The 12,597-nt window shown below is 48.9% G+C and carries 16 protein-coding genes and 1 pseudogene; all 17 read right to left on the bottom strand.

Features of this window, described 5'->3' with window-relative positions:
* Positions 1-48: 48 nt before the first annotated feature.
* Positions 49-579: pseudogene (locus M3661_RS12440) on the bottom strand (glycosyltransferase).
* Between the two features lie 129 nt (positions 580-708).
* Positions 709-996, bottom strand: a complete 288-nt coding sequence (locus M3661_RS12435; RefSeq protein WP_251485363.1) for a hypothetical protein — start codon at positions 994-996, stop codon at positions 709-711.
* 4 nt (positions 997-1,000) lie between these two features.
* The gene (locus M3661_RS12430; RefSeq protein ID WP_021255538.1) at positions 1,001-2,077 is read right to left on the bottom strand and encodes a DMT family transporter; all 1,077 of its coding nucleotides are present in this window, start codon (positions 2,075-2,077) and stop codon (positions 1,001-1,003) included.
* A 150-nt stretch (positions 2,078-2,227) separates the two neighbouring features.
* Positions 2,228-2,983 carry a response regulator transcription factor gene (locus M3661_RS12425; RefSeq protein ID WP_251485361.1) on the bottom strand — a complete coding sequence of 252 codons (756 nt, stop codon included), beginning with the start codon at positions 2,981-2,983 and terminating at the stop codon, positions 2,228-2,230.
* Positions 2,984-2,987: 4 nt separating this feature from the next.
* Complete coding sequence (locus tag M3661_RS12420; RefSeq protein ID WP_021255536.1) at positions 2,988-4,166, bottom strand: histidine kinase; 1,179 nt, start codon at positions 4,164-4,166, stop codon at positions 2,988-2,990.
* Between the two features lie 251 nt (positions 4,167-4,417).
* Positions 4,418-4,699, bottom strand: coding sequence for a BMC domain-containing protein (locus M3661_RS12415; protein ID WP_090510678.1), 282 nt, complete (start codon positions 4,697-4,699; stop codon positions 4,418-4,420).
* A gap of 94 nt (positions 4,700-4,793) precedes the next feature.
* Positions 4,794-5,075 carry a BMC domain-containing protein gene (locus M3661_RS12410; protein ID WP_019419483.1) on the bottom strand — a complete coding sequence of 94 codons (282 nt, stop codon included), beginning with the start codon at positions 5,073-5,075 and terminating at the stop codon, positions 4,794-4,796.
* Between the two features lie 12 nt (positions 5,076-5,087).
* A complete protein-coding gene (locus M3661_RS12405) occupies positions 5,088-5,735 on the bottom strand; it encodes a phosphate propanoyltransferase (RefSeq protein WP_251485352.1) in 648 nt (215 codons plus the stop codon).
* The gene (locus tag M3661_RS12400) at positions 5,735-7,207 is read right to left on the bottom strand and encodes an acetaldehyde dehydrogenase (acetylating) (protein ID WP_397376517.1); all 1,473 of its coding nucleotides are present in this window, start codon (positions 7,205-7,207) and stop codon (positions 5,735-5,737) included. The genes M3661_RS12405 and M3661_RS12400 overlap by 1 nt, the downstream gene beginning before the upstream one ends.
* Before the next feature lie 27 nt (positions 7,208-7,234).
* Complete coding sequence (locus tag M3661_RS30515; protein WP_311279562.1) at positions 7,235-8,053, bottom strand: BMC domain-containing protein; 819 nt, start codon at positions 8,051-8,053, stop codon at positions 7,235-7,237.
* Positions 8,054-8,070: 17 nt separating this feature from the next.
* A complete protein-coding gene (locus M3661_RS12390) occupies positions 8,071-8,724 on the bottom strand; it encodes a cupin domain-containing protein (protein ID WP_251485347.1) in 654 nt (217 codons plus the stop codon).
* A 336-nt stretch (positions 8,725-9,060) separates the two neighbouring features.
* Positions 9,061-9,324 (bottom strand): EutN/CcmL family microcompartment protein, encoded by a 264-nt coding sequence (locus M3661_RS12385; RefSeq protein ID WP_065294152.1) that lies wholly within the window; start codon positions 9,322-9,324, stop codon positions 9,061-9,063.
* The gene (locus M3661_RS12380) at positions 9,311-9,631 is read right to left on the bottom strand and encodes a BMC domain protein (RefSeq protein WP_251485343.1); all 321 of its coding nucleotides are present in this window, start codon (positions 9,629-9,631) and stop codon (positions 9,311-9,313) included. The genes M3661_RS12385 and M3661_RS12380 overlap by 14 nt, the downstream gene beginning before the upstream one ends.
* A complete protein-coding gene (gene eutJ, locus M3661_RS12375; protein ID WP_065294150.1) occupies positions 9,632-10,471 on the bottom strand; it encodes an ethanolamine utilization protein EutJ in 840 nt (279 codons plus the stop codon).
* Entirely contained in the window at positions 10,429-11,121 is a 693-nt protein-coding gene (locus tag M3661_RS12370; protein WP_251485340.1) for a cobalamin adenosyltransferase, read from the bottom strand. Before M3661_RS12370 ends, eutJ begins: the two co-directional genes overlap by 43 nt.
* Before the next feature lie 72 nt (positions 11,122-11,193).
* Positions 11,194-11,547, bottom strand: coding sequence for an ethanolamine utilization microcompartment protein EutS (gene eutS, locus M3661_RS12365; RefSeq protein ID WP_251485679.1), 354 nt, complete (start codon positions 11,545-11,547; stop codon positions 11,194-11,196).
* 85 nt (positions 11,548-11,632) lie between these two features.
* Positions 11,633-12,595 (bottom strand): choline TMA-lyase-activating enzyme, encoded by a 963-nt coding sequence (gene cutD, locus M3661_RS12360; RefSeq protein ID WP_251485338.1) that lies wholly within the window; start codon positions 12,593-12,595, stop codon positions 11,633-11,635.
* Positions 12,596-12,597 lie beyond the last annotated feature (2 nt).

The raw sequence follows: 12,597 nt of genomic DNA, 5'->3' as shown, positions 1-12,597 counted from the left end.
TCGGGTGAACATAAAAAGCTTTACTCTGCAATCACTAATGCAATTCGTTTAAAATTTTTCGGGAAACTGTTTGACAATGCCTTCTGTCAGGATGTCGGCTAAATGAATCATATGGATCTCCTTTGAGACAGCTCAGCACGATTTCCGTAATCAATTGAAGGTGCGTATACAGCATATCCTGAAGCTCTTTAAACTGCCAGTTCGGATTCGCATCGCTCAAAAATTTTGCGATCTCGTCAGCGTTTTTATGCCAGTCTTCCTCTAGCTTCTTCACATCTGCCTGGTTGCCCGCTTTGGCCGCCTCTACGATTTTAGCTGCGATTAAAATATGTTCTCTTAGAATTTCAGCCAGCTTATTGCCTGCGGCTTCCCCGTAATAAGGTTTGATTACATTTCCAATATCCTGTTGGTTCCGTAAAAGCCGATCCAGTACGTCCTTCTGGTCAGGACGATTCGAGATAGCGCTGACAATATAGCTTCTCGTCCATATCGTATGGTCGATCCAAACCTTCTGCATATCGGTTTTCAGTGCACCATTTTGGGACTTAGGCAAACCGAATCCTTCTTCTCGTTCACCATTGCACTTGCCTGTACGGATGTTGTTACTAAGTTAAGCGAGGACTCTGCACATATGACGAAACCCGGCCTAAGGCCGGGTTTCGTGGTTCGTCTAAAAAATCCTTTTCATTAATCCGATAGAGATTGTCCTTATTTTTGCGTCCATTTTTTAGGCAAGTATTTATTGATCGTATGAATTCCCTCATCGTTGATTGCATAGTACATACATAATTCCCCGTTAGCATCCAGCTCGTAATGAACTTCGTCAATCAGTCCGTTAGCCTGCAAGGACAGCATATGATCCAGAAAGTTTGCTCTTGTAAATTGACGCTCTCCACCATACTCGTTTTTCAAAGCGTCCATTGCATCATCAATATTTGCTTGCTGCACTGTGGACATGAAAAGCAGCACCCGGGAGCGAATCGGCAACAATGGCATTTGCTTACGCCTCCTTCTTCTTGAACAGATCCATTGGATTCATCGAAACTAAAAGTGCTCCAAGTGTAATAATAACTGCGCCGGCAATTATTGTTGGAGTCAATGAACTACCGAGGAAGATAGCAGCAAAGACAACCCCCCACAGTACGTAGGTAATATTGAGCGACATTCCGACGGCAACACCAACCATACTATTGGCCATATACCATGTCAGGAAAGAGATTGCCGTAAACAGGGCTGCGGCCGCAATAATGAGCATAGGCGATACGGAGCCAAGTACGGAAGTAAAGAGATCTGTTGCGCTAAAGATAGGTATCAGCACAGCAATATATACGAGTCCGGAAACGCCCTCGCGAATGGTAATGGCGATATTGGAATCAAGCATAGACATCCCGAAAGTAGCAAACACGCCTTCCAATCCCCAGCCAAGCGCGGCCACCAGAGCAAAAATAATGCCTAGTGTGAAATTATCCACGCCACCTTCAGGCTTGACATAAGAAATGAGCGCAGCTCCGATAACACAGATGAACATGCCAACGGCCACCCGTTTATCAATTTTCTGCTTAAGGAACATTCGCGCGAAAATAGCACCAAACATCGGACAAAGCGCCGAAATAGGAATAGCCGCCGCTCCAGCCATATCAATTCCAACCAGATAGGCCCCGTTGGCGATTGGACCGCCAAACACCGCGGCAATTGCGACCATCAACCCTGGTATTGTTACCAGACTGCGGCCAATTTCTTTGATCATCCCATTCTTGAAGTTCCAAATCAGAAGCCAGATCGCCGCCAAAGCATCGTTGATCGCCGATGCCACTATAGGCGCAGCAAACGCTCCTACGACCCCCAGAAAAGGCTCCTTCATCATAGCCAGGGCAACGACGGTACTGTAAAGGCCGAACGTTAGCCCGGAAATCAGTCCGTAAGCGATTCCATTTCTTCGGAAACGACTGTTCATCTTTTGTTTCAGCATGCCGGCCGAAGCCACTGCTTCCTTCATCATCCATACACCTCTGTTAAGTAGATTTGTCTTCGTAGATGTATCTTCATTGTATAGCAATGCGGCCATTTCACCTGTCACTAACCGTACCTCTTATTTGGACTTCCTGAATCACTTTTTTCTTCAATCTGGTACTTTTCGTACTTTTAGGACGACATCTTTAAATAAAAAAACTCCCGCTCGACATTTAGTCGGACGGGAGTTTCCTTGATTCTATCTATTAAAGCGTCTTCACACTCGAGCTAGAACACTTTTTTTGTATTCCTTCGGTGTCATTTTCATTTGCTTATAGAAAACCCGGTTGAAATAAGACGGATCGGTAAAGCCGCATTCTGTGGAGATGCGATAGGCGGGATACCCGGTAGTCTCAAGCAGCTTGCAGGCATGTGCAATCTTGAGCTTGTTCACATAATCCGTATATGTAACGCCAAGCTCCCTTTTGAATATGCGGCTAAAATATTGAGCATTCATGTACACATGACTCGCCACCATTTGCAGGGTCAGCTTATCTTTGTAATTCTGCTGAATATAATCGACGGCTTCTTGAATAAAGCGCTGACATTCTTGAGCGGATTCTATCATATAAGTTTCTGTTACACCATCTTCTTCTGATTGAGCGGCCCTCTCCAGCCCCTTACGAATCAATTGCCGCAATTTGTCCGGCTTGACAGGCTTAAGCAGATATTCGTGTACCTGCAGACTGATTGCCGCCTGTGCATAGGAGAAATCCGAGCTGGCCGACAAAATCGTCACGGAGGCATTGGGGAGAAAGCGGCGAATTTCCTGCAATGAGGATATTCCGTCCATTTCAGGCAGCATGATATCCATAAAAATAATATCCGGCCGATATTGTTTGGCGAGCTTAATCGCTTGCATACCCGTATCGCAAATAAGCAGCTTATCTTCAGCACCCAGAATTTCCTGCGCGATGGATTGAAGAAACTCCAGTTCTATCGGTTCATCTTCAACAAACATAACTACGCTCATTGCATCACCTCGCAATTGGTTGGGTGGGGATGCGGATGTTAACCGTGCTCCCGCTGTAATCGGATTTCACGATCGATAACCCATACTCTTCTCCGAAATAACGCTTCAAACGGCTATCGGTACTCCGGAAGCCCACGCCGATCTTGCTGTCCGGCTGATGAATGAGCTTTAATACCTCCGGCGAGAACCCGTTACCGTTGTCTATAACAGAAATGGTGATATCATTTCTGTACTTTTCGGCAATCAGACGAATGGTTCCCCCGTCACGCTTAGGGGTAATCCCATGTATGACTGCGTTTTCCACAATAGGCTGAATCACCAAATTCGGAATGCGATAAGCCTTTAATTCATTCGGAACAATGATTTCATACTGCAGGCGATTTTTGAAGCGCGCCTTTTGTATATACAAATACTTCTCAATGTTATCCAATTCGGATGCGATGGTATGAAGCTGATCATCCTGCTTCACATTGTATCGCAGCAAGTCGGACAGGCAATAGATCAATTCCTCCGTCGTATGGGAGTGTTCGAAATAAGCGATGCGGGCAATGGAATTCAAAGTATTGAACAGAAAATGTGGATTGATGACGAGAGACATATTTTTGGCTTCTAAGTCAATCACTTTCTTCTCCAGTATTTCCTTTTCCGCAGACAGACGATTGATAATCCCTGTGTTGTCCTGCGCGCTTTCGGCGATGTCGAGCGCAATATTCCTTGCAATATGATGGCACAGCTGCTCGTGAATATCTGCTTTATCCTTGTCAATGGTTGGAAAAGCTGATATCGCCTTCGCGACAACTTCCAAATCCAGCCCCTTCATTTCAGCCAATTCCGCCGTGTTAATCAGATACTTCTGATATTCCCTCTCCTGGGAATACGCTTGCATCCCCGATATGAAGCCAACAACTTCATCTTTGACCATAATAGGCAGCAAAATATTCTCCAGGCCGTAACAGCAAACAAATCGCCCCTGCTCGCCGGTATTAAAGCGCTTCAAATAATCTGCACAAGGTCGCGTAGGATTCTCCCAACAAAAATGCCTGCAGAAATCAGGGGACGGATTGAACTCTAGCAAAACGTCTCCATTGTGATCGTGCAGCAGCAGCGAGAACTTGGAAAGAGACAGGATGCCGCTGTATCGTGCGTATACTTTGGTTGCGATCGGACTATCGGTTTTCAGCATAATCTCGTTGCACCCTTTCACCGAAAATGAACGGGAAAATAGACGTTACATGCTAAATTTTTCACAATATAATATCTCTATTATAGCAATTTACAAACTGTTTGGAAATAGTTCATCCTCTTTCCTCAAACTCTATTTATAGAAATACACCACTTCGACAAGCTTTCGACAAGCGGATTGTTACAGACAAATATAAAAAGACCAAAACCCGTTTTACCGAGTTTTGGCCCTTTGCAGAACATCGATATAAATTATTGCTTAGCAGCGGGAAGAATAATTTCCACTTCACTGTGAGGACGAGGAATTACATGTACGGATATCAGTTCCCCTACACGCTGTGCGGCTGCGGCACCAGCGTCCGTTGCCGCTTTTACTGCTCCTACATCGCCTCGTACCATTACGGTGACAAGGCCGCCGCCTACCATCTCTTTGCCAATCAGGGTAACATTGGCTGCTTTGACCATAGCGTCCGCTGCTTCGATAGAACCTACCAAACCTTTTGTTTCAATTAAACCCAATGCTTCCGATTTCATGTTACATTCCTCCTACGAGTTTTGTGAGAATAAAGCGCTAGCTCCGAACAAAACTTGCTTCGGAAACATAGCATTATATAAATGATTTATTGAATTATGCCTTAGTAGACGGAAGGATGTTCTCCACTTCACTGTGGGGACGAGGAATTACATGCACTGACACGAGTTCCCCAACATTCTTCGCAGCGGCGGCTCCAGCATCCGTTGCTGCCTTCACAGCGCCTACATCGCCCCGTACCATTACGGTAACAAGGCCTCCACCTGCCATCTCTTTGCCAATCAAGGTAACATTGGCCGCTTTGACCATAGCGTCCGCTGCTTCGATAGAACCTACCAAACCTTTTGTTTCAACCAAACCAAGAGCTTCCGATCTCATATTCATTTCCTCCTAGCGATTTTTTATGATTTTAACCACAGACGCCGATGTCAGATCCATCGCGTTGGCCTCTTCAACGTCAATATGACAGTCGAGAGCAGCGTCACTGCTAACTCGGATTGCGACTTGATTGTATCCTCCGCCCCGGAGACCATCAAATTGAATGCTGACCATTTCTCCGTCGGTTACGCCGAAGAAAAGGGCATCATAAGGCGTCATATGAATGTGGCGCTGTGCAACCATCAAGCCGCAGGTAATATATACGCTTCCCTTGGAACCGACCAATGTGACGCCAGGTGTGCCTTCAAGCTCCCCGGATAAGCACACTGGAGCTTTCACGCCCAGCTTAAAGCAGTCTCCCCGCATAATTTCTACCTGAGTCTGTTTCCGCACTGGACCGAGAACCCTCACTTTTTCAATCGCACCCTTGGGACCACAAACCGTAACAGTCTCATTACACGCATACTGTCCAGGTTGGGACAAATCACGCATTTTGGATAGCGTATATCCGGATCCGAAGAGCGTCTCCACATCAGCCTGAGAAAGATGCACATGGCGATTCGAAATCCCTAAAGGGATGGAGCGCGGCTCCTCCCCCGCCTTGCCAGCACCGGATACCACCTCCATTAACAATGAAAGTACTTGGTCATAGTTCCCCACTAGCAGTCACCGCTTTTCTGCAAAATAGACATCAGCTCATCGACCAGATTCAACAGCATTGCATCCTCCTGTTGCTTCGGCTGTTGCGGAGAGGGAGCAGAATAAGGGCTTTGTGCTGTGCAGTCCTTAATGCCATAAGCCACACGCTTGATATTAATCAAGTGCTGTGGCCCCACATTATCTGAAGTGGCGCTGCCCCCCCAGGTACCACATCCCAAAGTGAAGGCCGGGGCAAGCCCGGTGCTTGCGCCCACGCCGCCCTGAGTGGAGCCCGTATTCACCAAAACGCGGAATACAGGTTTTTGTGCAAATTCCATGACCATATCGTGATTTTGTGTATGGATGGAGAAGCTATGGCCTATTCCTCCATTACGCAGCAGCCCAACACTTAGATCGCAAGCCTCATGCCAGTCCTGTACGGTGTAAAACGCCAATACGGTAGTAAGCTTTTCATAGGACAGCGGGAATTTCTCTCCCACGCCCTGCTGTTCACCTAACAGCACCTTGACCCCTGGAGGAATTTGAATGCCGGCCGCTTCTGCAATCACCTGAGGCGAACGTCCCACCAGTCTTGAATTCATGGCATGGCCTTTTACAAACAGCTTGGACGCGACTTTGGCAGTCTCCTCCTGATTCATAAAGTAACCGCCCTGACGCTCAAACTCCGCGATCACCTGAGGACGGATGCATTCCTCCACGATAACAGCCTGTTCAGAGGCACAGATTGTGCCATAATCGAAGGTTTTGCTGGCAATGATATTAGCTACTGCTTTTGGAATATCAGCGGTGCGCTCAATATAGGCCGGTACATTACCCGGTCCCACACCCAGCGCCGGTTTACCCGCGCTATAGGCAGATTTCACCATCGCCGAGCCGCCTGTGGCGATAATCATGGCGATTTCCTCACACTTCATCAGTTCCTGTGTCGCCGGCATAGAAGGCATGGCAACGCAGCCAATGATTCCTTCGGGAGCCCCTGCCTCAACAGCGGCTGCATGCATGAGTTCGGCGGCCCGCATAATGGATTTCTTTGCCGATGGATGCGGCGAAAAGATGATTCCATTACGAGCCTTTATCGCAATAATCGATTTGAAAATCGTAGTGGATGTCGGATTTGTTGATGGAATAATACCCATGAGCAGTCCGACAGGCTCGGCAATCTCTATTAATTGATTTGTCTTGTCCTCGCGGATAACCCCAATCGTTTTTGTATCCCGAATGGATTCATACAGCTCCGTGGAAGCCAGACGGTTTTTGAAGATCTTATCCTCAATCTTGCCAAATCCGGTTTCCTCCACTGCTAGCGCAGCCAGTTCGGCGGCGTTAACCTCCGCTATCCGCACCATGTTTTGTACAATTCTGTCAATCTGTTCAGCATCGTACCCGGCAAGGATATCGGCGGCCGCTTTTCCTATACGAGCCAAATCCCGCGTTTCCTGAATCGATTGCAAATCATAATCATAATTTTCCAAGTGAAACATCCTCCTCTCGCTTCCTGCTTACTGCTGATAATAATGGCGGAACCGCTTGAGCAGTTTCACCTTGTTTGCCTTGGAAATCGTCGTCATGCTCATCCCATACGCAGGGCCGCACTCTCTGGCCAGTCCGCGCAGATTCACGGCTGTCATCGTTTCCAGCAGCTCCATTGCTTTGTCAAGCCCTGCTTCCTTTACCAGCACGTCAATCTGGTGTTTGAATGGATTGTCCAGCACTGCATGCTCTCCATCTACCGGATCTTGATTGTCTGTTTCTGGACTGACGTCTTTAGACGCAAGAACCTGAGCGGGATCGGCTGTTAGTACAGGGAAGTCTTCTTCACCACCGCTATTGATTGAGACATCGGGCGCCGCTTCCAGTGGAACTTTAGGAGCCGTGTCTAGTGGAATATTGGGCGCATCGCCTAGTGGAACATCAGACGCTTTGTAACGTTTCGAAGTCTGCTCTGGCGTTTGCTCGGGCAGCTGCTTTGGAAACTGTTCCGCCGACTGAGTATGCTGTACTGGCAGCGCCGGCTCGTCCTTCTCCTTGGTAAAATTCGAAACGCTGCGCCGGCCGATGATTCTCGCTATGTCGTTGTGGGGTCTCGGAATAACATGTCGGCTGATAAGCACATCACTGCCCAATTGTTGTACCGCAGAGGCAGCTGCCTCCACGGATGCTTGAACAGCGCCAACATCACCGGTTACCGCGATCGTCACTAGCCCGCCGCCCACATTGCACTTTTCTATCAGTTCTACCTGAGCTGATTTGAGCATGATGTCCAGACATTCAATCGCCGGAAGAAGTCCCCGCGTTTCAATTAATCCAAGCGCCTGCATGCTATCACCTCCAGTTACTATAGCTTCCGATCAGGACAGCCCGCCGGATAAGTCATATAAAACATCCTCGCGCAGTTCGACGATCCCTTGGTCGCCTTCACCCCTTTGGGGATGAAGAGTACATCTCCCTCATGCGCGGTGAAGGTTTTCTCGTTCAAAGTGACATCGAGCGTGCCTTCCATCACGATATAAGTTTCTTCGTGGGCCGTCTCCTGCTCGAAGCAACCGTGATCGACAGTCATAAACCCTGCGCTCATGGAACAATCCGGCTTCCCGATTACCTCTTGACGGTATACCTTGGCACCAGATGTTCCCGTTTCGTAAGCTTCCATTTTTACCGTTCGGCCCCGTACAAGTTTTAAGCCCGTCGGATCCGTTTCCGCCTGATAAGGTGGATCAAGAGTCATCCCCAACAGCTTTTCAACCATTCCTTTTTCCGATAACATCTTGAAAAATTTGAAAATGGCATTCATGTCGAGATCATCCTGAGTTTCGCTGCCCGCGGCCTCGGAACTCAAAGTGCCACATGGCTCATCGGTAAACTCCAGCCCCAGCTCCCTTGCCTTATCATGGGCTGCCGGTGTCACAATCGTGTTTCGGTCAATGCAGCACCGCTTCTGTCCGGAAGCCACCCATTCTTCCACATCCGCAGCGCAAATCAGTTTTTTCACAGTTCTCGCCCCCTTTCGAATTATAAGTAAGTGTTCAAAAAGTCAGACTTTCAGCACCGAAGCTTATGCTTCCGATGTGCGTTTTTTCAAAACGCTTCAGTTGGATGAGGCTAGGGCCTGAGGAGCGGAGCTACACGTTTTCGTAGAAAACGCCTTCGAAAGCATCTGCTGTTTTGGGTACGTGAGCACCTGAAATGTTTCCGCAGGAAACATGCTTCGGAAGCTTCTACTTAGGCCCGGCTGAATTCAAGATTCGATGTCGAATATGCATTCAGTGTTTCTTCGTGATCAAAGGGGGACTTTTTAACAACCTCTATAAAATTTCTGTTCGAATATTTATTCGAAAATGCAGTCCGCGTCGATGATGCCGACGACGACGGCATCCACAGGAACATCGTCTGTATGCAGCATTTTGCGAGCCGAAGAGCCGGTGCAAACAATCACTCGATCGCCTATGCCAGCGCCGATTGTATCGACTACAATCAAGCGGCGCCCGTCGTCGCTTCCACCAATCACCTCGGCCAGCATCAGTTTCATTCCCACAAGGGAATCTGCTTTACGGGTAGACCAGATATTGTGAATCAATTCAGCGGCAATCATAGCAGTCCGTCCTCCCCGCTTTTTCGCTTCTCTGCTTAATCTCGGCGATGGCGTCCTCCACAGAAGCCGTGTCACCAAAAATAGCGAGAAGAATCATGTTCTGCGGGCAGCTGCCGCGAATATCCTCCACTGTCACGCCCACCACTTTTTCAGCTACATCAGCGGCCCATACCATGTCAATCAGCCTTCCCTGCACCAGACCGACCGCGTCGCATTGGGGAACTTCCCGGCTACTGGGCGCTCCTCTGCGACGAAGCAAAATGTCCAGCGTCCCCTTGGATGGAGATTTGATTATCCGAAATTCCACTTACATCGCCTCCCGCGTGCAATTCAGAGCAATGCCCAGTGGCGTGACAAACAGTGGGTTGCTAGGCTTATAGGTAGCAATGCCAGTCCTCTGCTCAATGATCGTCTCCATACCGGTCAAGCAGCAAGTTCCGCCTACCAAGTACAATTCCTTGACTTCATGGCCCACCACATGGCGGTTGATGATAGAGGAAACCTTATCAATAACCGGCCGAAGCTGCGGCAGCAATTCTTGGTGATGGGCAGGGTCGCGCTTAAAGCAGTCCGCTTCAGAAAAACTCATCTGGTATGCCCCGGCAACCACCAAAGAAAAATGGGTGCCTCCCGTTGCTTCGTCTGCGACATAGACAACCTTGCCATCCTTCAGAATCGAAATGCCAGTCGTTCCGCCGCCAATGTCTACAATGGCTCCGTTGGATATTTGCAGCACGGCATTAGCCGCCGTAGGTTCATCCAGTAAAGCCGTAACTTCAAAACCCGCACCTTGGATCACATGCTTGATGGCGCCAGCATCCAGTAAATCGGTACCCGGTGGAATCGCCGAAGCTGCATATTCAAGTTCTGTACCCAATTGCTGCTCCAACTGCGCTTTAAGCTCCCTCACGATCTGAATCGCTCCAAGGTAGTCCACCACCATTCCGTCGCGGACGACATCGGCGTAACGGTAAGCTCCCGCCACCGGCTTCCGAGAATCATCCAACACCGTAAGCACCACACAGGCCGTTCCCAGATCCACACCGGTATAGTAGAACGAAGACCGTCCTGGAATCGGCTTCTGGATGACCGCTTCAAATTGCTTTACGAGTTGATCGCAGTATGCAAAGGGTTTTGTCTCTGGCATGTTCCACCTCCTGTAGTTCTGCAAATAAGCGAGCTCAATTCATTAATCATAAAGTTGATTCCAGCAACAATAGGTTCCTCCGGCTTTTCTTGAGGACTGCCTGCTGCGGCTTCCAACATCGCAAACCCAAGCTCCCGCAAAGCGCAGCGCAGACGGTGGAGCAACGCAATTTCTCTGCCTTTCTCCAATTGAATGTGAAACTCGGTTACCTCAAAGCAATCTCCTGCATCCTCAAAAAGAACATCGGCTGTAATACCGGTACAACCCTGGAAAGATAAGTCGACAGTGGATGTGCCGCCTCCTTCCCTTTTCTGAAGGGCCGAAAACTGCCTTGACAGCTCTAGCACCTTCTGGGCCAGAAGCACATCCCGCTCCAGCAGCTCCTGCCCGGTTAACAAGAACAGGGCTGAGACGGATTGCATCTGACAGCGCAGCTTTCCACGCCGCCAATCCGGCTTTTTCGCCTGTCGCTCTGGATTCGGGAGTGGCTCTTGATTTTGCTCTTGCGTACCATAGGAAAGTGTGATCTGGCGATCCGTCAAAAACTGACGCGCTTCCGGCGTCAATCGGCTTCCATGCTCCACCATGTATGATGTAAAAGGCTCTAGCCTGTACACATTGCGCAATTCCATTTCGGTAATAAATTTCATGGTATCAACTCCACTCTTATTACCCGAACAAATAACGTTTCAATTCCCCGATAACCAGCAATATACGTTTTTTCATGTCCGTGTAACTTCCGCCGTCGTAAAACCAAGACTATCGCCCAACGTCTCAATGATGGCCCGCAACGCCGTTTCCACACTGGCTATATCTCCGGTGAGAAGCACCGAACCAGCAAAGCGATCCAGAAAGCCGATTTTCACATCTGCCACCTTGGTCGCGATATCGGCGGCTATAATGGAGGTTTCGCTGGGCGACAGTGTTAATATGCCAATAGCCCCCGCTTCATCGATGCCCAGTCTTTCATACATGTCAGCCACGGGTGAAGCAATCATATGGGCCAGCGTCACTTGTTTGCCCGGCACCGACTCCTGAATGATCCGCCCGAGATCCGGCCCAGCAGGCTGCTGCATCATAGACCTCGCCTCCTCCTAAAAGTATTGCGAGCTTGTAAAACGGTAGCTTTATCGAATAAAACTAGGCTTCGAAAGCATGCTCTTAATGTTTGATAACCCGTATGGGGAAATTGTATTGGCTGATTTGTCGCTCAATACGCTCCAGATCGGCTTCATTAAGGCTTAAATCACGTTCAACGGCGTAAACCATATCCAATTGCCTGTATTTGTTAATGCCCAGCTTGTGATAAGGGAGCAAATCGATGCCTTGAAAATTCCGGTATTCCTTATAGGGAAGCAGAAACTCTACCGTTTTGCGGATGGTGTCCTCATCATCATTGAGCCCCTTCATTAGCGGCATCCGCACCTCAACGTTATGTTTGCGAGTAATCAGTTCCCGCAAATTTTCGAGAATGCGCTCGTTGCGTACACCCGTCAGTTGATAATGGCGATCCGAATCCATATGTTTCAGATCGTATAAGATCAGATCGGTAAATTCGGCCATGGCCAAAATCGCTTCCGGTTTGGTATGCCCAGAGGTTTCAATGGCCGTATGGATTCCGGAGCGCTTGCATTCTTTGAGCAAATTGACCGCAAACTCGGACTGCGCACATACTTCGCCGCCGCCCAACGTGACGCCGCCCCCGGATGTCGTGTAGAACAGCATATCCTGCTCTACAATGTCCACAATTTCCGATACCGTCATATTCATCCCGACGATTGAGAGCGCCCGTGCGGGACAAACCTTCTCACATTCCCGGCAGCCCATGCACTCGATCTTCCGGTCCACCACATGCTGCGGCTTGGACGGCTCCTGCGAGCCGGAAGTGTCCACACGGTGGATTCCCCGGGGACACGCCGCAACACATGCGCCGCAATCGTTGCACAAATCCCGCTGGTACATCACCTGATATTTCTTTTCCAGACCCTCTGGGTTCGCACACCACTGACAGCGCAGGGGACATCCCTTGAAGAAAACAAGCGTCCGGATACCGGGGCCGTCGTATATGGAATATTTTTGAATGTTGAAAATACGTGCCTGCCTTTCCGGCATACCTGACTCCATTG

It is taken from the genome of Paenibacillus sp. MER 180 (genome assembly GCF_023713665.1).
In the GTDB taxonomy this organism is placed as follows: Bacteria; Bacillota; Bacilli; order Paenibacillales; family Paenibacillaceae; genus Paenibacillus_B; species Paenibacillus_B suaedae.
This window is presented reverse-complemented; position numbering and strand designations above follow the sequence as displayed.

What these genes read in the sequence shown, in the direction of transcription:
- M3661_RS12410 (WP_019419483.1), bottom strand. Translation starts at nt 5,075, where the DNA reads ATGAGATCGGAAGCTCTTGGTTTGGTTGAAACAAAAGGTTTGGTAGGT.
- eutJ (WP_065294150.1), bottom strand. Translation starts at nt 10,471, where the DNA reads ATGCCAGAGACAAAACCCTTTGCATACTGCGATCAACTCGTAAAGCAA.
- M3661_RS12385 (WP_065294152.1), bottom strand. Translation starts at nt 9,324, where the DNA reads ATGATTGCCGCTGAATTGATTCACAATATCTGGTCTACCCGTAAAGCA.
- M3661_RS12415 (WP_090510678.1), bottom strand. Translation starts at nt 4,699, where the DNA reads ATGAAATCGGAAGCATTGGGTTTAATTGAAACAAAAGGTTTGGTAGGT.
- M3661_RS12370 (WP_251485340.1), bottom strand. Translation starts at nt 11,121, where the DNA reads ATGAAATTTATTACCGAAATGGAATTGCGCAATGTGTACAGGCTAGAG.
- M3661_RS30515 (WP_311279562.1), bottom strand. Translation starts at nt 8,053, where the DNA reads ATGCAGGCGCTTGGATTAATTGAAACGCGGGGACTTCTTCCGGCGATT.
- M3661_RS12420 (WP_021255536.1), bottom strand. Translation starts at nt 4,166, where the DNA reads ATGCTGAAAACCGATAGTCCGATCGCAACCAAAGTATACGCACGATAC.
- M3661_RS12435 (WP_251485363.1), bottom strand. Translation starts at nt 996, where the DNA reads ATGCCATTGTTGCCGATTCGCTCCCGGGTGCTGCTTTTCATGTCCACA.
- cutD (WP_251485338.1), bottom strand. Translation starts at nt 12,595, where the DNA reads ATGGAGTCAGGTATGCCGGAAAGGCAGGCACGTATTTTCAACATTCAA.
- M3661_RS12425 (WP_251485361.1), bottom strand. Translation starts at nt 2,983, where the DNA reads ATGAGCGTAGTTATGTTTGTTGAAGATGAACCGATAGAACTGGAGTTT.
- eutS (WP_251485679.1), bottom strand. Translation starts at nt 11,547, where the DNA reads ATGCAGCAGCCTGCTGGGCCGGATCTCGGGCGGATCATTCAGGAGTCG.